At 41.1% G+C, this 23,837-nt stretch carries 19 protein-coding genes and 1 pseudogene; 12 read left to right on the forward strand and 8 right to left on the reverse strand.

Annotated features, from left to right (window positions below; translation table 11 throughout):
* Positions 1-129 precede the first annotated feature (129 nt).
* The 3 genes from ACXAGV_RS00825 to ACXAGV_RS00835 all read left to right on the forward strand — a co-directional run bounded on the left by ACXAGV_RS00825 (position 130) and on the right by ACXAGV_RS00835 (position 4,625).
* Positions 130-1,074, forward strand: coding sequence for a LysR family transcriptional regulator (locus tag ACXAGV_RS00825; protein WP_474826825.1), 945 nt, complete (start codon positions 130-132; stop codon positions 1,072-1,074).
* Between the two features lie 98 nt (positions 1,075-1,172).
* Positions 1,173-3,368 carry a malate synthase G gene (locus ACXAGV_RS00830; protein ID WP_474871007.1) on the forward strand — a complete coding sequence of 732 codons (2,196 nt, stop codon included), beginning with the start codon at positions 1,173-1,175 and terminating at the stop codon, positions 3,366-3,368.
* A gap of 372 nt (positions 3,369-3,740) precedes the next feature.
* Positions 3,741-4,625 carry a patatin-like phospholipase family protein gene (locus ACXAGV_RS00835; RefSeq protein WP_474871009.1) on the forward strand — a complete coding sequence of 295 codons (885 nt, stop codon included), beginning with the start codon at positions 3,741-3,743 and terminating at the stop codon, positions 4,623-4,625.
* A gap of 33 nt (positions 4,626-4,658) precedes the next feature.
* Here ACXAGV_RS00835 and ACXAGV_RS00840 read toward each other — a convergent pair whose 3' ends face one another.
* The 6 genes from ACXAGV_RS00840 to ACXAGV_RS00865 form a co-directional block, all read right to left on the reverse strand.
* Positions 4,659-5,675, reverse strand: coding sequence for an NAD-dependent epimerase (locus ACXAGV_RS00840; protein ID WP_474871011.1), 1,017 nt, complete (start codon positions 5,673-5,675; stop codon positions 4,659-4,661).
* Positions 5,676-6,785: a nucleotidyltransferase family protein gene (locus ACXAGV_RS00845; RefSeq protein ID WP_474871013.1), complete on the reverse strand. Its 1,110-nt coding sequence runs from the start codon at positions 6,783-6,785 to the stop codon at positions 5,676-5,678.
* Positions 6,779-7,642, reverse strand: coding sequence for an HprK-related kinase A (locus tag ACXAGV_RS00850; protein ID WP_474871015.1), 864 nt, complete (start codon positions 7,640-7,642; stop codon positions 6,779-6,781). The genes ACXAGV_RS00845 and ACXAGV_RS00850 overlap by 7 nt, the downstream gene beginning before the upstream one ends.
* The gene (locus tag ACXAGV_RS00855) at positions 7,626-7,793 is read right to left on the reverse strand and encodes a hypothetical protein (protein ID WP_474871017.1); all 168 of its coding nucleotides are present in this window, start codon (positions 7,791-7,793) and stop codon (positions 7,626-7,628) included. Before ACXAGV_RS00855 ends, ACXAGV_RS00850 begins: the two co-directional genes overlap by 17 nt.
* A 54-nt stretch (positions 7,794-7,847) precedes the next feature.
* Complete coding sequence (locus ACXAGV_RS00860; protein ID WP_474871018.1) at positions 7,848-8,741, reverse strand: hypothetical protein; 894 nt, start codon at positions 8,739-8,741, stop codon at positions 7,848-7,850.
* Between the two features lie 249 nt (positions 8,742-8,990).
* On the reverse strand, positions 8,991-9,752 hold the full coding sequence (locus tag ACXAGV_RS00865) for a S1 family peptidase (RefSeq protein WP_474871020.1): 762 nt from the start codon (positions 9,750-9,752) through the stop codon (positions 8,991-8,993).
* A 61-nt stretch (positions 9,753-9,813) separates the two neighbouring features.
* Between ACXAGV_RS00865 and ACXAGV_RS00870 the strand changes: the two genes are divergently transcribed.
* From ACXAGV_RS00870 to ACXAGV_RS00895, 6 genes are all read left to right on the forward strand, one after another.
* Complete coding sequence (locus ACXAGV_RS00870) at positions 9,814-10,614, forward strand: YdcF family protein (RefSeq protein ID WP_474871022.1); 801 nt, start codon at positions 9,814-9,816, stop codon at positions 10,612-10,614.
* 4 nt (positions 10,615-10,618) lie between these two features.
* Positions 10,619-11,452, forward strand: coding sequence for a PEP-CTERM/exosortase system-associated acyltransferase (locus ACXAGV_RS00875; protein ID WP_474871024.1), 834 nt, complete (start codon positions 10,619-10,621; stop codon positions 11,450-11,452).
* A 28-nt stretch (positions 11,453-11,480) separates the two neighbouring features.
* Positions 11,481-13,181 (forward strand): FAD-binding oxidoreductase, encoded by a 1,701-nt coding sequence (locus ACXAGV_RS00880; RefSeq protein WP_474871026.1) that lies wholly within the window; start codon positions 11,481-11,483, stop codon positions 13,179-13,181.
* A gap of 101 nt (positions 13,182-13,282) precedes the next feature.
* Positions 13,283-14,236: an EDSAP-1 family PEP-CTERM protein gene (locus ACXAGV_RS00885; RefSeq protein WP_474871028.1), complete on the forward strand. Its 954-nt coding sequence runs from the start codon at positions 13,283-13,285 to the stop codon at positions 14,234-14,236.
* Positions 14,237-14,358: 122 nt separating this feature from the next.
* Positions 14,359-17,037, forward strand: a complete 2,679-nt coding sequence (locus tag ACXAGV_RS00890) for a tetratricopeptide repeat protein (protein WP_474871030.1) — start codon at positions 14,359-14,361, stop codon at positions 17,035-17,037.
* A gap of 14 nt (positions 17,038-17,051) precedes the next feature.
* Positions 17,052-18,185 (forward strand): GNAT family N-acetyltransferase, encoded by a 1,134-nt coding sequence (locus tag ACXAGV_RS00895; protein WP_474871032.1) that lies wholly within the window; start codon positions 17,052-17,054, stop codon positions 18,183-18,185.
* On the opposite strand, the gene ACXAGV_RS00900 is transcribed toward ACXAGV_RS00895, so the two are convergent.
* A complete protein-coding gene (locus ACXAGV_RS00900) occupies positions 18,139-18,720 on the reverse strand; it encodes an acyltransferase (protein WP_474871034.1) in 582 nt (193 codons plus the stop codon). The genes ACXAGV_RS00895 and ACXAGV_RS00900 overlap by 47 nt on opposite strands.
* Positions 18,717-19,922, reverse strand: coding sequence for a glycosyltransferase (locus ACXAGV_RS00905; RefSeq protein WP_474871036.1), 1,206 nt, complete (start codon positions 19,920-19,922; stop codon positions 18,717-18,719). The genes ACXAGV_RS00900 and ACXAGV_RS00905 overlap by 4 nt, the downstream gene beginning before the upstream one ends.
* A 292-nt stretch (positions 19,923-20,214) precedes the next feature.
* Between ACXAGV_RS00905 and ACXAGV_RS00910 the strand changes: the two are divergent.
* The 3 genes and pseudogenes from ACXAGV_RS00910 to ACXAGV_RS00920 form a co-directional block, all read left to right on the forward strand.
* Positions 20,215-20,397: pseudogene (locus ACXAGV_RS00910) on the forward strand (hypothetical protein); the annotation flags it as partial.
* Between the two features lie 210 nt (positions 20,398-20,607).
* Positions 20,608-22,794: a hypothetical protein gene (locus ACXAGV_RS00915; RefSeq protein WP_474871887.1), complete on the forward strand. Its 2,187-nt coding sequence runs from the start codon at positions 20,608-20,610 to the stop codon at positions 22,792-22,794.
* Between the two features lie 37 nt (positions 22,795-22,831).
* Positions 22,832-23,836 carry a glycosyltransferase family 2 protein gene (locus ACXAGV_RS00920; protein WP_474871038.1) on the forward strand — a complete coding sequence of 335 codons (1,005 nt, stop codon included), beginning with the start codon at positions 22,832-22,834 and terminating at the stop codon, positions 23,834-23,836.
* Position 23,837 lies beyond the last annotated feature (1 nt).

A 23,837-nucleotide genomic window follows, 5' to 3' on the forward strand; every position in this document is an offset into this window, starting at 1 on the left:
TACATACTATTTTTCAATTACTTATTGGTATAAAAGTGAGCAAGTTAAGACTAAACGCTTATCTGACAATCAAATAAAAAAGCTTTATAATAGCTACGTTTAATTAGGTTTAGAAAGAGCATTAGAATAATGAATATAGCTAAGGTCGACCTGAATTTATTGGTTTATTTAGATGTGCTGTTGCGCGAAGGAAGTGTAACGAAAGCTGCAAACCAGCTAAGCATTACTCAGCCCGCTATGAGTAACGGCCTGAAACGTCTTCGCGATCTATTCAAAGATCCGCTTTTAGTTCGTACCAGCGATGGGATGACCCCCACTAAGCGCGCGCTTGAACTGCAACCTATTATTCGCGATGTACTTAGTCGATTAGAAAGTTCTATTCAGCCCGAAGTTGATTTCGACCCTTTAACTAGCGACAGAACTTTCCGCATTATGACCAGTGACTATGCAGAAAGTACCTTGTTACTTGAACTCGTTGGAAGACTGGCCGATTTAGCACCCAATATAACACTTGACCTTATCACGCCAAGTGACGTGACGTTCCACGACGTAGAGCAAGGTAAAGTGGATATGGCAATTAACCGATTCGATGAACTGCCGTTGTCGTTTCACCAAAAAGTTATTTGGTATGACACCTTTAGCTGCGTAATGAGTGCGGACCATCCGCTGGTAGAAAAATGTGACCTTGAAGGTTATTTAGGTGCCCAGCACATTTGGGTGAGTAAAACCGGCTTTGGTGTTGGCGTTGGCATTGACCCGAATGAAGTTCAAAAATTAGGTTGGGTGGACGCTGAGCTAACAAAAATCGGCAAACAGCGTGCAATTCGCGTTTTTACTCGTCATTACCACGCCGCTCTGCAAATTGCGAAAAAGCAGAAACTTATCGCCACATTGCCAAGCAAAGCGGCCCGTTTATTTAAACACGACCCTGATGTAATGATTAAAGAGCCACCTTTTGACATACCACCTATTGCGTTAAAAATGGCCTGGAGTGCCCTACTTCATCACGACGCGGGTCACATTTGGTTACGCCGATTGATAAGCGACGTTGCCAGCGAAATGAACGCGGGCTAAACATTCACAAAATATATGGCAAAAATACAAACCATAAATTAAAAAACTATCTCTATACACACTACACTGGGTGGACAGACTAATGTATAGAGGTAGTTATGCAAGGATATATTACTAGAGGCCGACTACAGGTTGCCGAACAACTCGATAACTTTATTAATGAACAGGCACTTCCTGGCACAGGCGTAGATAAAGACACCTTTTGGCAAGGTGCAGAAACCCTCTTCGAAAAATTCATTCCTCAAAATCGCGCGCTATTAGAAAAGCGAGAACAGCTTCAGCGGGCTATCGACGATTATCACAAGGCTGGCAACCCGGTATATGGAAACGAGTATACCGACTTCCTAAAAAGCATCGGTTACCTAGTTGAGCAGCCGTCACAAGTAAGTGCACAAACACAAAATGTAGACGCCGAAATAGCGACAATGGCAGGCCCTCAGCTAGTCGTGCCAATAAACAACGCTCGCTATGCACTTAACGCGGTAAATGCCCGTTGGGGAAGCCTTTACGACGCATTATACGGCACTGACGTCATCAGCAATGAAGGTGGTGCAGAGCCTGGCAAGAGCTACAACCCCGTACGTGGCGCCAAAGTCGTTGCGAAAGCGAAAGACTATCTAGATAGCATGATACCGCTCGCGAAAGGCAGTCACGCTGACGTCACTGAATACAAAATCGAATCAGGCAAACTGGCTATTACGCTTGCTGATGGCGATGAAACTACTCTTGCAAACACTGAGCAATGGCAAGGGTATCAAGGTGACATTAGCGCACCTTCAAGCCTGCTTTTTGCCCACAACGGTCTGCATTTTGAAATTCAACTAGACCCGACTCACCCTATTGGCGAGAGCGATGCCGCAAACGTAAAAGACGTGTTGGTTGAAGCCGCGCTAACTACCATTATGGACTGCGAAGACTCTGTAGCTGCTGTTGACGCTGAAGATAAAACTTTGGTGTACAGCAACTGGTTAGGTTTGATGAAAGGCTCGTTAAGCATTGAAATGACAAAGGGCGGCAAGCAGCTTGTTCGGGCTATGCATGACGATAGACGCTACCAGCCGTCTAAACACGCTTCACAAGACAAGCTAAAAGACGGCGAGCTAGTACTTTCTGGTCGAAGCCTTATGTTTGTTAGAAACGTAGGTCACCTTATGACTAACAATGCGATGCTCTTTGATGGCGAAGAAGTGCCAGAGGGGATCATGGACGGTATAGTGACATCACTTATCGCAAAGCATGACCTTTTAGGAAACAGTAAATTTAAAAACAGCCGCGAAGGCAGTATTTATATTGTTAAACCTAAAATGCACGGGCCAGAAGAAGTGGCATTCTCTAACGCGTTATTTGGTGCGATCGAAACAATTATCGATGTTCCAGCCAACACCCTAAAAATGGGTATTATGGACGAAGAGCGCCGCACGAGCATCAACCTTCAAGCGTGTATTGCTGAAGCCACTTCACGTGTTGTATTTATCAATACAGGTTTCTTAGACAGAACCGGTGATGAAATTCATACCTCTATGCTTGCAGCGCCTTTTGCAGAAAAAGCAGCGCTTAAATCAATGGCGTGGATCAAGGCTTATGAAACCGCAAACGTGGCTGTAGGTCTTCGTTGCGGCCTTTCTGGCAAAGCGCAAATTGGTAAAGGTATGTGGCCAATTCCTGATGAGATGCAAAATATGATGACCGCGAAGATTGGTCATCCTAAAGCTGGTGCTAATACGGCTTGGGTACCCTCTCCTACTGCAGCGACGCTGCACGCGCTTCATTACCACGATGTAAATGTGTTTGACGTTCAAAAGTCACTAGATGAAAACTTTAGTGGCCTTGCCGACATCCTTACCATTCCATTGCTAGAAGATGCCTCTACTTTAACGCGTGAAAGCATTAAGCGTGAAATCGACAATAACGTTCAAGGTATTTTAGGCTACGTTGTACGCTGGGTTCACCAAGGCGTAGGCTGCTCGAAGGTTCCGGACATCAACAATGTAGGCTTGATGGAAGACCGCGCGACGTTGCGTATTTCATCTCAGCATATCGCTAACTGGCTAGAGCATGGTATTGTGAGTGTAGATCAGGTAAAAGAGTCTTTGGCTCGTATGGCAGTGTTAGTGGACGAGCAAAATGCGGATGACCCTGAGTACATTCCGATGGCGCCTGATTTAGACAGCTCAATTGGCTTCTTAGCCGCAAGCGACCTTATCTTCAAAGGTAAAGAGCAGCCTAGCGGTTACACCGAACCATTGCTTCATGCTCGACGTCGCGAAATGAAAGCGAAGCTTGCCGCGAGTTAGTTTTAGACGTGTATGTATTGGTTAGAATCTCAGGTTTATAATCTCGACCGAAAAGCACGTTAGAAACACAATCACATACTAACTAGGCTCACTTTTGTTAATTGAGAAGTGAGCTTTTTTATGTATTGCTCGCATGATGTCCAATCACTTGCTCTCTGTTGTGTGCCAGTTGCAGTTACTGAAAAAAGTAGTGAACATTAAATTATGTAGCAATATCGCAACATCTTAGACTAAAGATATCGCTCTTCTTCCTTTTCAAGCTTTACTGATAGTGCGCAATTAAACTACGCTTTTACTGTGGGGCACTGCGTTTCGTTTTACAGCTGTATCTAAAACCTTGTTCGCGACGCCTCTCTAGTTTGGAGTATGCACATGCAGATAGCCACGGCGGCGATACCGAATAAACTTTTACATGCGAACGTCACACAAATAGTTCCTATCTTTTCAGGTGGGGGTACGCGCTTAAGTGCCCATATCGGCATCATAAAAGCGCTGCACGATATGAACATTAGTTTCGATACTTTGGTTGGCGTATCTGGCGGCTCTATTATCGCGTCACTTTATGCCAAAGGGTACACTGTCGAGCAAATGCGAGAGCTAGCGCTCGTTACCGATTTCAAGCAATTCACAGAGTTTTCGATTGTGAGATTGCTTCGAGAAGGAGGGCTGTCATCTGGCGATGTGTTTCAGCGGTGGATTGACGAACAATTAGAGGGCGCAGTCTTTGCCGACCTCCCCCTGAACCTGCATATACTCGCTACCGACGTAAATGGCGGCGGGCCAGTTTTATTTAATAAGCAGACCTCTCCTGATATGAAAGTATCAGAGGCAGTACGGTATTCTATGTCGATACCGCTAATCTTTTCATTTAAGCCTTTCAAAGAGCACTTGCTAGTAGATGGGGCTATATTGTCTGAAGATGCACTGTTTGAAGACTGGCGAGGTGATGGCACGCCATCAGTATGCTTCAGACTGCAAAGCACCGAACAAAAACGCAAGGCTATTAAAAAGAACTTACTTCAACTGCCGCAATACGTCAGCATGCTAATTCGCACGTTTATGACGGCAATTTCCAGAGAGTACGTAAATGCGAAGTATTGGCACAATACGGTGGTGGTAAATACCGGGGAGATTTCCGCGGTGGATTTTTCGCTTACACCTGAAATTAAAAACACACTTTTTGAGCTCGGTTATGCAACCACGAAAGAGTTCTTGCCCAAAAAGTGTGCGGGGTTTATGAGAAACAGTGCACTTTAACGGTTTCAGAAAGTAATTATCAGTCGCTAGCGCTTACACTTTATAAAAGTCGCGATACCAATCGACAAACGCTTTTACGCCTGTGTCAACATCGGTAGATGGTTGGTACCCAGTATCTTCAACTAGCGACGACACATCAGCATAGGTGTCAGGCACATCGCCCGGCTGCATAGGAAGAAGCTCTTTCTTCGCCTCAATGCCCAATGCACTCTCAAGGGTTTCAATGAACTTCAAAAGATGAACAGGCGTTTGCGCACCGATGTTATACACCTTATAAGGCGCCTTGCTAGTGCTTGGATCTGGGTTGCTGCCATCCCAGCTCTCATTGGGTTTAGCGACATTATCTAACGAACGGATAACCCCTTCCACGATATCATCAATATAAGTGAAATCACGACGGTGGTTACCGTAGTTATAAACCTGTATTGTTTTGCCTTCTAGAATTGCTTTCGTGAACTTGAACAGGGCCATGTCTGGACGGCCCCAAGGCCCGTAAACAGTGAAAAAGCGCAGCCCCGTTGTAGGCAAGTTATACAGGTGGCTATAAGTATGAGCCATTAGCTCGTTAGCTTTTTTAGAAGCCGCATACAAGCTAACTTGGTGATCTACGTTATGCTGTTCTGAAAACGGCATAGTTTCATTCGCACCGTAGACTGAGCTAGATGATGCATACACCAAATGCTCGACTTTATTATGGCGACACCCTTCTAAGATATTTACAAAGCCAACAATATTTGAGTCGACGTAAGCGTTAGGATTTTCAAGAGAATAACGCACACCAGCTTGAGCAGCTAAATGCACCACTCTATCAAATTTGTGCTCTTCAAAAAGCGCAGCCATTTTTTCGCGCTCTTCAACGCCCATTTCTGTGAATGAGAATAAACCAGCCGCTGATGATGACTTAATCTCGTCTAATCGAGCGTGCTTTAAATTTACATCGTAATAATCGTTAATGTTGTCAATCCCGACAACTTGGTCACCACGATTGATAAGGTATTGCGATACAGCTGCCCCAATAAAACCAGCTGCTCCGGTGACTAAGATTTTCATTTATTGCTCCTTAATTCCTTTCTTCTTTCGAAAATAATATTCTCCAAAAACTAACTTTACCCCATAGCGGTATAGCTTATAGCTTGCTTGGTGCAGCAAAATCGATATCGGCATTTTTGATTGATACCCTAGCAGATAATTCACAAAAGAAAGGAAATTATCTTTCGCACTTTTCAAAAAAGGAAAATTTGGCAATATTGCACTTTTTAAACAATGCAACCTTATCTTTGCGTGAACTGAAAGCTTAGATTTAACGTCACGGTTTATTGGAAGAGCAAAGTAGTGCGCGAGAAGCTCCGTCAAAATAAACCACTCTGTCTTAAAACCTTCCCTTTCAAAAAGTGCTTCTGCTTTTAATAAATTCTCGCGAAGACTACCACACTCACAGTTATCATCATTTAAAAGTAAATAGATATCGGTCAGATCTCGCAGTCCGTGATCAACATCCTCATTCAATATCAAGTGCAGTGCTGAATGCAGCACCAGCCATTCTATTGATGGTACTGGAAAAGCACCATGATCAACTGTGCTATTAAGTAAATCGTTAATGTTAAGGAGTCGCCCTTTTATCGGAGGAAGAAGCGTGTGATGAACGTCAAGTACAACGCCATCTTGATCGTGTTTGAGAGGTGGTAACTCGTGCGACCAAGCGCGATAATACTTATCGTCGTGCTCATCTATGTCTTTAAATGTCCAGCCAGATTCTAATAGCGCCGCCTCGAGTCGCGATATTTTTTCACGAGCAACACATATATCGATGTCACTCATCAACCTACCTATACTATTCTCTTTCTGACCGAGCGTGTAGGCCGCGCCTTTAAGAAATATTATTGGGATAAGATAATCATCAGATAGTCGACAGATCTTTAATGCCTGGATTCGAGTTTGATGGGCTTGAGCTTCAGCGAACACCGCAGCTGAGACAAATGCATTTCTGCAATAGTCAGGCAATTGATACTCCATTCCTTCTTTACAAAGTCGTCTATAGTATGATGCGGTTAGAGAATAAGCTCGAAGAACACGAAGTAAATCGTTCCAGTCTGACTCACTTAGTTGCTCTAATCCATCTAACCTGCAATATGCTTTGATAAAGACGCTTTTGTTCAGCATGAATATGAAACCAAATCTAACAAAAATCTATTTAAATCGTGAATATCGCTATATTCGACATGCAGTGCTGTGGAGCCATTCATAACTGATGACAGAGTTTCAAATCCAGTTTTGCCAAGAATGTTATAATTAAATGCATTTCTTAATAACATCGCGAACCCCTCGGCTTGAGACATTTCCATAATTGTTGTTACTTTACCGGGTGAGAATCTCAGGAACACGACAAAAGCAGGAACAGTGGGTTTGAAGGTTCCAAACTCTTCAGCTGTGTACAGCTTAGCATGCGCAATATCCCCTTTGTGAGTATTAAGGGCCGTCGCCGACAAACATACGTTTTTACATAAAGATTTTATGATATCTATTGAGTTATTCTTTAGAGAGGACGGCCTATATAGTGGAGTAATATCACATGTTGCGGTATCTATCAGCGCCATTTCATCAGAAAACATCTGCCACCCATTGGCCCCTAAAAACGTTGCTAGTGTGGATTTCCCTGAACCTGATGTAGCAGGGAACAAAATAGCTTTGCCATTTTTAACCACAACAGATGAATGAATACTAAGCTTCGTGTGCTCGAAAGCTGCAACAGACCAATTCATTGCCCATTCTAAAGAAGGAAGCAGATGTTCTGTAGAAATGGGGTTAAATGGCGCAACCCCCTCTACTTCAATAATGCATTGTTTTCTAAAATACCGTCGTACAGGTGAAGTTGACTTCACTGATAAAGAAAAATCATGGTAACCATTAACGCCAAAGGTTAGGTTACAACCGTAAAGCGACTTCAGTTCTGTCACTATATATGGAGGGATATTGTTTAAACGAAACCGATACGCTCCGCAATTAATACTTATATTCAACGGCAAACAACCCCTTATTACGAGCTTCTTGCTCTATTTGCGCTATTGAAGAATCTTGCGAGGTTAACAGTGTGTACAACTCGGGGTGCGAATTTTGAATTGAAGATGTAAAAACAACAACGGTATTAAGATCTTCTCTTAACACCGCCATACCAGACCTGTCCTCAAAAACCACGATCTTTGAAGCTGTGAGATCTTGCAAAACTTAAATTCTTGTTAAGAATGACACTGCATCAATTGGACTAGGAGCTGCAAACCTTCCCGATATTTTCGCAACTAAATCTGTAGCGAAACCAGGGTAAGTAGCATTTTCCAACATAACAGAAAGCAAATGCTCACAATATTCTTTAATGGTATATCCCAACGGAACTCCAGTACAGAACCCTGCGGTGAGGTTAAGATAAAGCGCAGCTACATGTAACGCAGCTCCTGAACCGTTTTTGAGAGTGTCTAGCACGTTAATTGTAGCAACAATCGCTTTTCCGCTATTATCTACACCGGCAACATAAGTAAGCGTTTCCGAAGCATACGACTCCAGCTTTTCTTTCACAGCATTCAGTTCGTTAAAATGCCACTCTGTGGAGCTGTCAAGTAGTGACCGAATGAGGGCGGTATCAACATTAGATAAATCGTTCCCCTGAGCACCTTGAAGTGCTTTAAGCGCTGCTTTTTTGTCGCTATTGTATGCTTTACCATGAGCATTAATCAAGTTTTTGATCGACTTATTGCCTTCATAGCGAAACACTGGAAAAATAAATGGGTAATTAGTTGCAACACTGTGATCTAACCAAAGGTTTTTCGTGAACATTGCACCAACCACGCCTCTTGCATAACGATCTGGTATCGGCGGTTTGTGACCATTTAAAGACGTAAACAACGTGTTAAAATCCGATGCAGGGAAACCACCAAGAGATACATTGTTCTCTGGATCATCCTGAGAACTTACTCTACACACATTTTCCAATGCCTGCGAGCCGCCAGAAACACCAGACGCATTACATGCGCCCCATACCGACCTAGAAGGTATGATGGTAACGCCAGCAACAACACCTGTAGTCTTAATAAACTTGCGTCGACCATTATTAGTTTTACTATCCACAAAAAACTCCTAGTATTGTGCAGCATAGGTTTAAAAGAGTTTATTCACAGCGTTTATCCGCACTGACACAGACGCGTTGCTGGAAATATGCATTACTATGCAATTTTCAATCCAAAAATAAAGTGCTTTAATTTCAGATGATTACCTGCTCAAAAAAACAAACTGTAAAGTTAATTGACACAGAAAAACTGAGTAAGCTATTTTAATGATTGACAAGCATTATTACATTTCAGCGTAAAACAAGCGATATCATTCCATCAATTCAAGGACATACTTTACGGGTATAGCGTAAGATATTCCAGTTGGAGAGCTCAATGCGCTCTCTTTAGTGTCTTTTACTAAAACTTTATTTATCACCCCGACTACTTTTCCTGTAAACGGATCATACATCGGGCTTCCACTATTGCCTGGGTAAGCAACGGCGTCTAGCTGATAAATTAGACTAGGACTTTCCATTCTATTCAACATACTTGTAGTCAATTGATTTGAGTTGATTGCAGGGATAGCGTCAGGTGTAATAGCTGAAATATAGCCCCTATGGGTCGCTGGATACAATCCGAGTATCGCACCAATAGGAAACCCTGTGAACGCAATATCTGTTCCAGGAGGTAGAAGTTCATTTCCGGTTGATATCTCTAATGCTGGTAAAATGTCGTTTAACTTCAGAACAGCCAAGTCATGCTTAGGATCTACTTTTATAATTTCAGCTTCGATTTTCACTACATTTTTCCCACTTCCGTATAACACGACATAATTTTCAACAATCGAAGGGTCGAGAATTTCTGAAACTACGTGATAATTGGTGACCGCAATATCCCCTTTACCTATAACAAAGCCAGTTCCAACGATTTTTGGAGTTGAATATTTTATTGGGGCATAAATACCAATAGCCACTGTACTCTTTGAGACTTTCTCAACTATTTGTGGGAACAATGGAAATTCAGCAGATCCTGTCCAACTGCTATTGATTAAACTAAAAATCAACAAAAGAGATAAATTGAATTTTTTCATTTGCGTTCTCGAAATCATAGGTTAATGTCACGTGAATGATAGGGAGCGAAGGATAGAAGTTTTGGAATTTCTCAAAAGTGTAGTGTTAACATTAAGTTCGCCTTTAAACGTAATGAGTATTTTATTCATTTTCGTTTTATTCTTAAGTTACACAACACGTAGGAAGATAACTAAAAAAATTAATTTTGTAGCCATCTTAGCGTTTCTATGCTTATCTCAACCATGGATTGCTAATTTAGTATTATATCCTCTCGAATTTGCTGAGTTCGATAGTGATAGTTTTGACAGCCTGCGGCCTACGGTCATCTTCGTACCAGCTTGTTATTATGACAGTAAGTCAAGAATAACTGAAATATCTAGATGGCATGAGTGCTCTCTCCAAAGGCTAGTGCAAGCGAAAGTGTTATCCGATAGACATGACATCCCAATAGTCGTAACTGGCGCAAACTTTCTTCACGATAAAAATGTATTCTTCGCAAGTAAAGCAAAAGAGTTATTAGAGCAAATCGGCGTCAACAGTAACCTTGTATTCGAAATACCCCGAGGTGTAGACACTTACAGTGAAGTATTAGCTTTTTCATCGTTATATAAAGAGCATGAGGTGATTGCTGTCACAAGTGCAACGCATCGAATTAGATTATGTTCCATTTTATCTGATTTGAATGTTACCGCAACAATAGTATCAGTTGACTACCAGAGCAGTGGTGAAGTTCGTCCATTCTTATCAATGCCTTCTGCAATAGCGCTTGAGGGAATTAGAAAGGCAATTTATGAATATCTTGCGTTGATTAAGTACTATATTGCCAAAAATGCATTTAACAAACCTAACGAAAATTTTGCTAGACTGAAGTCAGGCAACTAACATATTGGAAGCATTATCTGTGACACGAAAAACATTTGTGAAAACGGTAACGTCGCTCCTTGGCACCGATAGTAGACTTGGCAAAGTCTTAACGGGGTATGAGAAGCTGCAAGAGGCCAAATTCATATCGCATCATTTTTCAAACTTCCTTGAACCTATTGTTGCAGAAAGCAATGATGTGAAGAATCAAAGTTTCAATATCCGTCATAAGGTCTACTGCGAAGAATTAGGGTTCGAACCGATACAAAAAAACGGTCTCGAAATCGACGAATTTGACAAATACTCCAGCCCTTGCCTAATCAAACACAAGAGCACAGAAACGTATGCAGGGACGGTTCGTCTAGTCAGGCCAAATAAAGAACAAGATTTACTTCCTATTGAGAAGTTTTGCTTAAATTCAATAACCCATAGAACTTTAAATCCAACAAATTTCGCTCGTAAAGATATATGCGAGATATCGCGACTAGCAGTCCCCAAAGAATTTCGAAAACGACAAATGGATAAATTCAACGGTTCAGCCTTGGGTATAATTAATGAGAAAACTTATTCTGAAAATGAGTTACGTTGCTTCCCATTTATAGCAGTAGGTCTCTATTTTTCTGCAGCATCTGTCATATTGCAGAATAATATTAAGCATACGTATGTAATGATGGAACCGAGGTTGGCACGAAGCTTAAGATTTATTGGTATAAAATTTGACCAGCTAGGCCCTGTCGTTGACTACCATGGGCAACGAGCGCCATTTTATATAAACCCATCACTTTTCTATTCCAGCTTAAGACCAAGCTTTGGAGTTATGCTGCGGAATATTCAAAATCAGGTGAAAAAGCAAAAATAATAGGATTTGATTGCCATGAGGATTAACGATGCCCGTTTCGCCAGATGAAATTGTAAATATTTTGAAAAAACATGAGCTTGGAGAAAGAGTCGTTCCACACACCGTTTTTTCTGATAACGCAACTTATAGAGATGAAAGAAAATCAATAATTATTGTAGCTCCGGAACCATGCGAAAGTGAAAACCGATACAAAGAAATAATATTATTAGTATCGCTGGCGAAAGAGTATGGGTTTGCTTTACACCCTATCAGTAAAGGACTGAATCTTGGTTACGGTGGAGCTAATCCCTACAGAAGAGCAATAATATTAGACCTTAGCAAATTTAATCGGGTCATTCATTTTGATTTGGACAGTGGGCAACTTACAATAGAGCCTGGCGTCACTCAGGATGACGTTTACAAGTTCTTGGTTCGAAATGGTAACACCTACATTAACGACACAACCGGAGCACCAAAAGAGTCCAGTATAATTGGTAACTACATTGAACGCGGTTTTGGCCATACCCCGCTGGCTGAACATTCAAAGAATATACTTCACTGCGAGGTCTTAATACCTTTTGGCAAGAACAGGCCTCCTGAGATATTTTGCACTGCTACCGATGGAACTTTAGTTCATAACTCAGTTACTAAAATTGTGCGCACATATTGTATCGGAGCTGATTACACGGGCATCTTTATTCAAAACAACTTAGGTGTCATTCTGAACATGACCATAAAGTTACTACCTAAACCTGACGCGTTCTATCCTTACTTCATTCCATTCTCTGACGCTCAAGCAATAGATGTCTTAGATATCTGCGCGAAATTAAGGAAACAGGGCACTATCCACAGTGCCGCACATATAGGCAATTCTACTAAGGCACTCCAGTTATTGGCGGTTGAATGTCCGGAGATGATAGAAAACTATGACAGCGTACATTTAAACAAGCTAATAAAAACACTACGCTTGGATGATTGGACGCTTTCAGGTGGCTTTTATGGGACTAAAAATCAAGTTAAGGCACATATCAGTGATATTAAGAAAGCATTCAAGCCCCTTGGCCTTAAAGTAATTATTCTTAATTCGACATTATTAAATATAACAAAATTCTTGGAGGGATTCGTCGACAATAACCGAAATCAACTTAAATCTTGCTTAAAAAGTAACAGTAAACTTTTAAAGCGCCTATCAGCAAGACTCTTTATGCTTCCAGGATTGAATGCACTTTGCGATTTGAAACAAGGCAAACCTAACAACTACTTTCTACGCAGTGTTTACTGGAGAAATTTGCATAAGATACATCAAAAAGAGTTCGATCTAACACGCGACAACGTCGGACTTTTGTGGGGAGCACCTTGTGCGCCCATCAACGGTGACAACTTTTACTCTGTATTTTCCGTGATGAAAAGTAAGTGTAAAGAATTCGATTTGGAATGCCCTATTTCAGTTACTTTGGTTAACGAGCGCAATATGGAGTGTGTACTCTCACTATCTTTTGACCGAAACGATCCCAAGCAAGAAGAAAATGCATTGAATTGTTACAAGGACATAATGACTGTCTGCACAGAAAATAATTTTCCGCCTTATCGAATGTCAACTTTCTCTAATGAATTTCTAAACTATGAAAATATCGCTTTTTCAGTAGACGTATTAAATCTGAAAGAAGAATTAGATCCTTGTAACGTAATTTCGCCAGGCAAATACAAATTAATGTCAAAAAACTTTACACACGAACAGGCATTGAAATAAAAAAGCATAAATAACAACAACATGGAAGTTGGCACAACGTATGCAAAACAACGTATGCAAAGAGAAGTTGTGAACAAAAAATATACTCACTGGAGAGTGGCATGAAATTAAACAAAATTCTAAAAGGTGCGGCATTTGCGGGACTAACGATTGCTGCAACATCAGCGAACGCAGGTATCTCAACTACTGCTTATCTTGAGCTAAACGATTTGTTTGTTGAAATCGACACTGATAATGACCTAGAACCTGAAAATGTGAATCCATTAGATTTCATTACAATAATCGGTGGTTCGCGCGGCACTAATACGTTTGCTAATTACAATGGTTCTACAGACGGAAGCGAAATTTCATCAGCTAATGCCGAATTCGATGCAGACTCACTTCTAGTGTGCCAAGGTCCATCTTGCGGCGTTTTAGGTTTAACTAACAATGGACAATCGCTTGATAATGGACAATTAGTAGCTAGCGATATGTATCACTTTGCTGCTGCCGACGCCCAGGTTAGTGGAAGCGCACTTGGTGATGGCGCAAGTGGTTTTACATATGCAGACATAAGTATTGCTAACGGTAACCAAGAATCAGCAGCAGCATCAAGCGGCATTGTGAATAGCATAAACACGGTTATTCAATTTACTATCGCTCAAGCTATCAACCTGAGATTCTCAGCATTGATTGATTACTTTGTAGACGCTGTTATCTCGACAGATATTGCGGATGATAATACGCAAGACGCAACTGCTTCAGCAAAAGTGACCCTAGACCTAGCGCTACAAAGCAGTTCAACTGGCGCGGTGGATATTGATGGACCAGAAGGTTTTGCACGAAGTGATATCTCGTTTGACTTCCCAGGGTTTGGCGACTTAATTGGTTTCTCTGGTAACAATGAGCAGTTCAAGTCTGGTTGGGCTACTGTTGGTCCAGGCGTTTATCAACTTAACATTAACCAAACTAGTGAGGTTCAAGCATCACTGGTTCCTGCACCCACTTCACTGGCGGTAGCGGCGTTAGGTTTGCTAGGCTTGTGTTTCACAGCGCGCAGAAAAAAAGCTAAATAACTGTTCATAAGTTTTGCGAAAGCCGAGACCTAGTGTCTCGGTTTTTTTTGTGTATTAAAAAGCTTGTTTCTCCGAAAAAAGATAGATACCGTAACGTTATACAAGCTAAATATAGTAAGTTCATGAATAAGAAACTAATCCTAATCGCCCTAAGTGTTTTTTGTGTTACTTCATGCTCACAGAAAACTGGACCTGAGATATCCAGAGAAGCACTAGCTATGCTTGAGTCTGGAAAAATTAGAGAAGCTGAATTACTCGTAAAAGAAGGCATAGCAAATAACACCACTAATGAATTAAGACTTCTTTTGGCAGAAATTTATTTAAAAAGGGGGGAGATTCTAGGAGCGCAGAAAGAATTAGAACGAATATCAGTCAATCAGTTATCAGATGAAGATCTACAAAAAGCTGAAGAAATAACTGCGCATATTGCTTTATTGAATTTCGATTTACAGTATCAGACAATTTCAAACGCTAATAAGAGTTTAAAATGCAGCACTTGTGAGTTGACTCAGGCATGGGCTGAAGTAGTAAAATTTGGTCACCTGAAAGACTCAAACAATTCATTAAGTTCTTCTGCAGCATTAACTGTAATATTAAACTACGCACGCCCAACAACTGAAGAGCTTTCAATTGATAATATTTTTTCTCAAAGTATTTCTGACGAAGAATTATTAATAATTGCCGATCTATTTAGAAGAAGAAATAACGTGGACGGCGTTATTGAAGCTTATTCTCGATACCATAAAAAATTTCCAAACACAGTTAATATTCACATCCCATATGCAGAAGCGCTTTTAATCAAAGGTCGATATAACGAAGCAGATAATTTGATAACAGCAACGCTAGCGCGTTTTTCCAAGAACCCCGTTGCAAACTATTTAAAAAGCGTTGTTTTGATAAATGAGAAAAAATTGAAAGACGCACTGAACTATGCCGCGCTAGCAGATACCTATGGGATGAATTCAAGTACAGCATCTTTAGTTAAAGGACTGTTAGAGTTTAGTTTGGATAACTTTGAGTCAGCTTTAACAAGTTTTCAGAAATCCGTCAGTCTACAACCCAGCAACAAAATGGCCAGAGCCATGCTGACAGCCACTCAAGTAAAGCTCGGTGTTACCGATGGAGCACTTAAGCGCTTATCTGAGGTTGATAATTACTCGGATATAGAGTTAGCGACTATCGGTCAATTGGTTGGACATGATGTGGACTCTCGCGATTGGGAAAAAATTCAAAAGAAGCTATTAGAGAAAGGTTCATCAGCTTCTACTCTACTTAACACAGTCATAGATTATACAAATGACGCCGAGACAGGATTAAACCTTAATGAAAATACAGGTAAGGAGAGTGTCTTCAACTTAATCCAGTTATCTATGCTGTTAAATCAAAATCAACTATCTGCTGCACTTGAATACGTAAAACAATGGCTACATCAAACGGACGATAAACTAACCGTTTTAAATTATAAGGGCGCAATTGAACTTGCTATGGGAAATGCAGAAACTGCATCCGCTACTTATATGAGCGCTCTTGACATTGACCCAACTAACCGAGCTTCGCTTATGTATTTGAGTCAGAATGCTGCCAAACAACAAAACTATATCGAGGCGATGAATTATCTGAGCAAAATTCTTGACGGCAACCAACAGGATATTGTTGCGTTAAAACTTTTCGCCGCCTATCAAAAAAGTGATAATAATGAAAGCTCCTATAACCTGCTCATTTCACATATCGACAACGCCATAAAACTCAGTGAAAATAGTAGTACATTTCAATTGCTCAAGGCTGGGGTTTTTGTAGACAGCGGTAATTATGTATTTGCAGAGCGCACAATCGAGAACCTTGACATAGGTTCAGTACAAGAAATCAACCAATATTGGGAAATTAAGTTCAGAATAGCAGAGTTACAGCAAGATTACTTAGAATTGAAACAAAACTTTGATTCTTGGAAAAATGCACTTCCAGATACGTCCCGCCCATACATTGCATTTGCATCCTATCTAGAAAAGCAACAATCCCTTACAGAAGCCTTGGAAGTCATTGAGCAAGTACCATTTCGGAAATACGATATAAATCATCAACTTATTATTGATATTTATAAGTTTACACTTTTGGTAAGAACAAACAACTTGGCAAGAGCAGAGGCACTTGCCAAAAACTTGACCAAGTATCAAAACTTACCAGCTCCGCTTCCTTTTTACTTACAGGGCTTTTTGTCTGCCAGTAAAGGCAATTTCGAAGAAGCCATCTACAATCTGACGCAACATTATAAACTGACTAACTCACCAAAGAGCTTGCAGATTATTCATAATTTATACACTAGAAAAGGCAAAGATAGCTCACCATTATTAGAAAAACACTTAAACGAATATCCAAATGATGACAGCGTAAAGCTTTTACTAGCGGGCAACAAAATTGAAACTGCCACTCAACAAGCCATATCTCTGTATTTAGAAATCATCCAGAATGGCAAAGTAACACCCGATGTACTTAATAATTTGGCATGGGCGCAGTTTTTAGTGGGTGACTATCAAGCAGCTTTAAAAAATGCACAGCATGCAGTTGCTGAGGATAGTACAAACTCGACTTACTTAGATACTTTATTTCGTATACTGACCGCACGACAAGACTTCAAAGAACTAATAAAACGAGCAGAGGCAGCAACTACTGACGAGAACAAGCTTTTGCTTGCCAATGCTTTTGCTGAGGAAGGACAATTGGAGACGAGTAAACAGTTGGTTTTAACTATAAATTCTGAAAAACTAAACCAATCTGATAAGATCCTGCTGGAGCGCTTAAAGTAAAACAAGTTCGATTTATGACAAAAACCCAGACAATTTGGTTTGAAAATATTCAATTTAGTGAACTCTCTGGGCTTTTGGATTTTGCCAAGGCTGGGTCGAAAAGTCCTTTTTTGAGTCGTGCTTTTCTAGAAAGTTGGTTCTCTGCTAAGAAAGGGGAAATTCATGGCTTTGCACTTTACGACAATAGTCAGCTCAAACACTTCGTGTTAATTGGTGAAAGCATAACAAATCACTTCGGTTTGCAAATTAGAAGTGCTCATTTAAACCAAAGCGGCCTATGCAGTGATAACCAAATCTGGATTGAATACAATGATCTATTTTCTTCTGCGTCTAGTGGCGATCGATTTCCAGTAATATTTATAAATGCACTGTTTGAAGAACTTGCCGCACGAAACTACCATCAACTTAAAATATCGATGGGTTGTCCATCTCTCGCTAAGCTAGTCGAGTTATCAACATATAAATCATCTTGTGTTTCTACAGAAGGTTTCATACGTACCTTACTACCACATTCCTCGGTTGATGAAATTATTACAACGCTTTCGTCTAAGAGTAGAACTAAGATCAGACGTTCTATCAGAAAATTAGAAGAGAGCTTTGGTCCCATTAAGTTAGATGTTGCTGAGAGCAATTCTTACATTGAACAGTTCTTTAGTGGCTTGAGTTCGTTGCATAAACAGAAGTGGAATAATACCGTACATGGTAGTGGTTTTAACAACACAACTTTCAAGGAAACATTGCTAAAATTATTAGTAGTATATCCGCAGTCTTATAAGATCCTACGTTTTAGTGCGGGAAACGTGAATATAGGTTATTGCTTGTATTTTCTAGGAGAAAAAAATGTTTACTTTTATTGTTCTGGTGTCAACCATGCCATCGCCTCAAGTCACATAAAACCAGGTTACGTAATTCATTTATTTGCAATGTCATACTTTTCAAAAAGGAACTTTTTGGAATACGACTTCATGGGAGGATACTCCCAATACAAAAGGACATTGTGTGACAAAACTTCGTACTTTTACTCGGTTGATATACCTCTTAAGAATGCTAAAGGTTACTTGATATTACTCTTTAGACATGTTAGACCAGTAGTCCGGAGTATTACTCAATTTTTTTCAAAACACTTGCTGGATTCCCACCAACAATAACCTTTGCTGGTACATCATTTATAACAACCGCACCAGCAGCAACCACGCTCCCCTTCCCTACATTAGCCATAATTAGAGCGCCATTCCCTAACCAACAATTTTCACCTATTTTGATCTTGGTAAACGTGCCGCCTTGGTCTTTTATCGGCTTGGTGGGGTCATCGAAGTTATGCTGTCCTTTCCCACTCATGATATGAACGCCGCTGCCGAGTAACGTATTTTTGCCTATTACACATTTACCAATGTTGCATTGAGGGCCTATGTACACTCCTTCGTTAATACTGGTGTCTTGCTGAGAGAACAAAGTTCCAAAGGAAATCAACGCGTCTGGCGAGCACTCTGTAAACACAAAGCGATAAAAACCGCTGCGCAAATAGCTGCCTAACTTGCCGGGTAAAAGCGACAAAAACTGACTGTAGCTCGCTATCAACGAATCTTTATTTGCAATCATCGACAACAACAGATAAGACACTGTTACAGGACTTATTAATGACGCTAACAATAAAAAAGCAATACGTTTAATCATTTGCTTCATATTTCTTCCAATGCCTGTTTAAGGGGCTGCAACTGTTGCTGCCAACTGTAACTACTACGTAGCGCATCAAAAGCTCGCTCTGCTTTTTGGCGGGCAGTGTCGGTTTCATTTACGCACAAAACGCACGCATCTATAAACGCATCTATGTCATCAGCAATGAACATAGTACTTTCATTAGCATAACTTATCCCCTCTGCCCCCATGCTGGTGGTTACTACAGGCAACTTACATGCAGCAGCTTGTAGTACTTTGTTTTGGACACCTCTGGCTAATCGAAAAGGCGCCACAAATGCGGTGGCTTTATGAAAATGGGGCAGCATATCATCAACAAATCCCGTAACCTCGATAGCGTCGTCGTTCTCAGCTAACTGTTGTATTTCTTTTATTGGATTCATACCACCCACAGTGAAAGTAGCATTAGGTAAACGTTGCTTTATTGTCGGCCAACAACATTCTACAAACCACATTACCGCGTCTACGTTCGGTTTGTAATCCATTACACCGGTAAACAAAAAGTTCATATTATTTGTGGGCGCTGATGGAGGGAAAAAGGCAGAAAAATCTAAACCATTCCCAAGTACTTTAACCGGCTTCAAAGCACTCACTGACTTTTCGAATAGTCGGGTTTCTTCTTTCGCAATAAGAAACGTACCTTCAAACTCTTTGTTTGCTCTCGCTTCAAGTTTTCTAACTTGCTCACTCTCGCGACGGTATACTGCGCGCATGGGGAATGAACTAGACTCAGCATATTGTCGCCATTTGTCAGAGTCTACGTCCATCATATCCATAAAAAGGGCGCACGAACGGCGTTTGTAATGAGCAGAGTTAAAAACGTAATAACCTAGGCTCGAAGCGCTAAGCAACAGCGCGTCACAACTACCACTCAGCCGCGCGTTTACCTCTACCTGAAGCTCTTTACTATAAAAAGCCCCAACACTAACGGCTTGCCCATTAAGTAAAGCCCAGCTATAGCGCTTAATTTTGCTAGGAAGCGGAAAAACGGTTACCGAAATATTCAGCTTTTTACTAAGCGCATTAGCATCAACTTCGTCCTGTTCGCTTTCACCTAAACTAAGCACTTCAACGCTATAGCCAAGGTGAGTTAAAAACTCAATTTGATGATAAGTACGAAGCTTTTCTCCCTTGTTTGGCGGGTAAGGCACTCGTTGTGCTACTACAGTAATATTGCGCGGCTTCGCCATCGTTTAGTCCATTAGCAAAATTTATATAATTCAACACTATAGTACGTTGAAGGTTGTAACTCGTCAAAACTACAAAATGTAGATGTATTACTCCACTAATGCTCACAATTTCTTGAGCTAAAACTAGTTTCCTGAAATAGTTACCCTGCTCAATTGAAAGGCGGCTTCGCGTGAGCGTCAAAAGTTTAGCTAAGCAGTATAAATAGGCAAACACATTGGCATTACATAACAAGTAATATAAAGTATCGGCGAGTCATCACATATCAGTCATGGACGATAAGTAAGTAACACAATGCAGCATTTTGTTTTTAGTTTACGTAACGCGAGTTCACATACTCAACGCGGTTTTTTCAGCGTGGGAGTCCCCTGCCCAAAAGGAAAGTTTTCAGTAACTGACTCACTTGAGTTAATTGATGAAAATGATGAACATGTGAACGCTTCATTGGAAATAAGGCACTTGTGGCACGACGGCTCAATAAAATGGTTGTACATCACTGGAATAACGTCTTTACCCTCCAATTCAACGGCAAATTATTCTCTCAAGCTAACAACAGCTTCCCTGCCTCATTTCACTAACCCAGTGAAACATGTTAATTCGAAAAAACAGATAAAAATACTATTATCAAATGGCAAAACGATATCAATTGAGTGCAATAAGCCAGGCTCGATTGACATTAACAGCGAAATGTCAACGTGGTTAACTCACTATAACAACAATAAATATCGTGCATTGCAGTTCGCGAGTATTCGCGAGTTTAGTTATGAGGTATTGCGAAGTCATCGCCAGAATGTAGCAGTAAGAATCAAGCATAAAGGGCAGTTTCAAATTCTGGACAAAGTGCTAGATATTGAATTCCAAAGCACAATTTTTTTAGCTGATGGTGACGTGTTAAATAACGTAAGCATCACAAACCCTGCTGCATCCCTTCACTCAAATGGCCAGTGGGATTTAGGCGACCCTTCATCTGTTTACATCAATGAGTTGTCACTCGCTGTAAGTAAACAAGCCAATACTATAAGACTAAACGAAAAAAAGACTGTTGTTGCCACCGATGGAGATACCTTAGTTCATCAGGCTTCTAGCGGAAAGGTGAATTGGCAAAGCCCCGTTCACGTCAACGCTACAAACCAAGTTAACTTAACCCACAAAGGCGTTAAAGTTTTTTGTAATGACGAATTAGAATACGAAGCGGACCAATGCCAACCGTATGCCACGTTCGAATTAGAGGGAAACTCCTGTTTAGTACTTGAGGTAAAAGAGTTCTGGCAACATTTTCCTTCAATGATGACCGCCAGCAATGATAGCACGTTTGTGAGCTTGTTAGGCGCGAAGAATAGCGAACCACAAGAGTTACAGCCCGGAGAGCAACTGACCCGCAGCGTAACATTATCTAACACTCCAATTACAGCTTTCGAAGTAACACTCTGCAAAGACTGGCTTCAGTATTCTTCTTGCCTTCCTTTTGCGCCCTTTAATGCTCCTCAAAAACTTCAGCAACTGGTAGATAAAGGCGTAGATGGTGAAAGTTCATTTTTTCACAAGCGCGACGCCATTGATGAGTACGGATGGAGACATTTTGGCGAGTTGTATGCCGACCATGAAAAGGCATTAGCCCCTGATACTCTTTTTTTTGTGTCGCATTACAATAATCAATACGACCCTCTTTGTGGAATGCTTTATCAGTGGGCGGTAACCGGCGATCAGCGCTGGAAAACGCTGGCCGACAATTTAGCTAAGCATGTGGCAAATATAGATGTGTATCATACTACGTTAGATAAACCTGAATACTCTGGCGGATTGTTTTGGCATACAGACCATTACGTGCCGGCCCATACAGCAACGCACAGAACCTACTCCAAAAATCAGCCCACTGGAGTATACGAAGATCATGCGGGCGGTGGTGGCCCAGGTGGGCAGCATTGTTACACCAACGGTTTATTGCATCACTACTTGTTAACTGGCTGTGATACATCGAAACAAGCGTTACTTAAAATTTGCAGCTGGATCGAGAGTTACTACGAAGGAGACGGCACGCTATTAAATGCGCTGCTATCGATAAAAAATGCCGGCACGGAAGGCTTAAAAAATGTAAAGACAGGCCAATACCCTCTCGATAGAGGTACCGGTAATTATCTACAGGCCCTCATGGACAGGTACGCTCTACTTGATGATATAAGCGACATTAAGAAGTGCGCCCATATTATAAAATACACAGTATCTCCAAATGATTGCATTGCGCAGCGCCAGCTACACAATATTGAAGCCACTTGGTTTTATACTGTTTTTTTTCAAGCGGTTTGCCGTTTCATTACAATAAAGGAAAAACTTAAGCAAACCGACAACGACTATGCCTATGCAGTAAGTGCCTTAACGCATTACGTAAACCACATGCTTGATCACGAATATGCGTATCTAGACAAGCCCGAAATTTTAGAATTCCCAAACGAAACCTGGACAGGCCAAGACTTACGCAAACTCTGCTTGTTTGCTTTCGCAAAACCCTATATGCCAACACTCGCTCAAGCAATCGAACAAAAAAAACAAAGCCTTCAGCACCAAATTATCGACAGGCTAAGCAATAGCGAAGAAAGCCAAACCACACGCGTTTTATGTCTAATGATGCAAAATATGAATTTTGATGCCTACGAAAGCGCAGCTGCACCCACAACAGACCTATTAAAAGAACTTTCACGAAAGCCTCATGAAAAAGAACAAGGTGCGTTAAATAACAGTAGCAGAGAGTTTCCAGTAAAAACTGAAAACCTCACCACCTTCATTTCGCATACACTTCGAAATTTTTCATTAAGCAAAGAGCGCAGCCAAGCGGTTAAACGATTCCCGAAATTACAGCAGTGGTTGGGTAAGCCGTGATTGCCTTAGCAACCAGTTTAAAATAATGAGTAGCGATGTGAACAGCCCTATAAGCAATAGTGCAAGCAACACCAACATGCACAAAGTAGTCAGCTTTATTATTCCTCATAAAGGTCGCGAGACTATGCTGCTACAAACTCTAGAGAGTATAAAACAGCAGACGTTAGACGCTGACAAGTTTGAAGTGATAATTGTTAGTCAAAACGAAAATGTGTCTCAAGGCTTAGCCGAGTACGAGCAGTATTTTTCACTTATAGTAATACACAACGACGAAGCTAATAGTATATCGCACTCAAGAAATCTTGGCGCTGACAAAGCTACAAGCACCTATTTAGCCTTTCTTGATGCAGATGTATGCCTTGCAGCAAACTACACCGAGGTTATGCTTCATACACTGCAGCACTCTCCGTCGCTCGCGCTTGCCGCAGCCATGCAAATAAACTCAGAACACGCTACGCCTTTAGAGCGAATTAGAACAGCGCTTAGTAATGCAGAGCTCGATACCACTGTGAGCTTCTTGCCCGGCAGAAACCTCTTTCTACTTAAAGATACCTTTGCCAGGGTTAACGGCTTTCCAGAGCACCTACTCACCTGTGAAGACTATTACTTTACCGGGCAAGTAAGCGAGCAAGGCGGTCTTTACTATACTTCTGAAACCCATTATGTGCACCTAGGGGAAGATAAAGCCTTCGGCCCCATGTTTAAAAAAGAAATATGGCGTGGGCAATCTAATATTGCATCAACAAGCGGCAGGCCCATCCCCCTTCGTGAGTTACCTAGTTTTATTGTACCTTTTGCCGTAACTCTAGGATTGATAATTTTATTGCTTAGCCTACTGTATTCACGAATTAACTTCGCTATTATATTTAGTCTAATTGCAGGAGCACCTCTTTTGGCGTACACGCTTCGACTTAAAAAATTAGTAGGCAACGACGTATCGTTTTTTAATTGCCTACGTTTTTATCTTGTGTACTTCCCAGCGAGAGCCATAGGAACACTACTAGGAGCACGCGGCGCGGTAACCACCAACACGCATAAATAAT

The sequence above is a fragment of the Alteromonas sp. ABH4_453 genome, from assembly GCF_056160665.1.

Bases quoted from the DNA above. Each gene is read 5' to 3' on its own strand.
- ACXAGV_RS00845 (WP_474871013.1), bottom strand. From the start codon at position 6,785: ATGCTGAACAAAAGCGTCTTTATCAAAGCATATTGCAGGTTAGATGGA.
- ACXAGV_RS00855 (WP_474871017.1), bottom strand. From the start codon at position 7,793: ATGGCGGTGTTAAGAGAAGATCTTAATACCGTTGTTGTTTTTACATCT.
- ACXAGV_RS00840 (WP_474871011.1), bottom strand. From the start codon at position 5,675: ATGAAAATCTTAGTCACCGGAGCAGCTGGTTTTATTGGGGCAGCTGTA.
- ACXAGV_RS00895 (WP_474871032.1), top strand. From the start codon at position 17,052: ATGACAAAAACCCAGACAATTTGGTTTGAAAATATTCAATTTAGTGAA.
- ACXAGV_RS00830 (WP_474871007.1), top strand. From the start codon at position 1,173: ATGCAAGGATATATTACTAGAGGCCGACTACAGGTTGCCGAACAACTC.
- ACXAGV_RS00865 (WP_474871020.1), bottom strand. From the start codon at position 9,752: ATGAAAAAATTCAATTTATCTCTTTTGTTGATTTTTAGTTTAATCAAT.
- ACXAGV_RS00885 (WP_474871028.1), top strand. From the start codon at position 13,283: ATGAAATTAAACAAAATTCTAAAAGGTGCGGCATTTGCGGGACTAACG.
- ACXAGV_RS00905 (WP_474871036.1), bottom strand. From the start codon at position 19,922: ATGGCGAAGCCGCGCAATATTACTGTAGTAGCACAACGAGTGCCTTAC.
- ACXAGV_RS00900 (WP_474871034.1), bottom strand. From the start codon at position 18,720: ATGAAGCAAATGATTAAACGTATTGCTTTTTTATTGTTAGCGTCATTA.
- ACXAGV_RS00915 (WP_474871887.1), top strand. From the start codon at position 20,608: ATGTCAACGTGGTTAACTCACTATAACAACAATAAATATCGTGCATTG.
- ACXAGV_RS00880 (WP_474871026.1), top strand. From the start codon at position 11,481: ATGCCCGTTTCGCCAGATGAAATTGTAAATATTTTGAAAAAACATGAG.
- ACXAGV_RS00890 (WP_474871030.1), top strand. From the start codon at position 14,359: ATGAATAAGAAACTAATCCTAATCGCCCTAAGTGTTTTTTGTGTTACT.
- ACXAGV_RS00835 (WP_474871009.1), top strand. From the start codon at position 3,741: ATGCAGATAGCCACGGCGGCGATACCGAATAAACTTTTACATGCGAAC.
- ACXAGV_RS00825 (WP_474826825.1), top strand. From the start codon at position 130: ATGAATATAGCTAAGGTCGACCTGAATTTATTGGTTTATTTAGATGTG.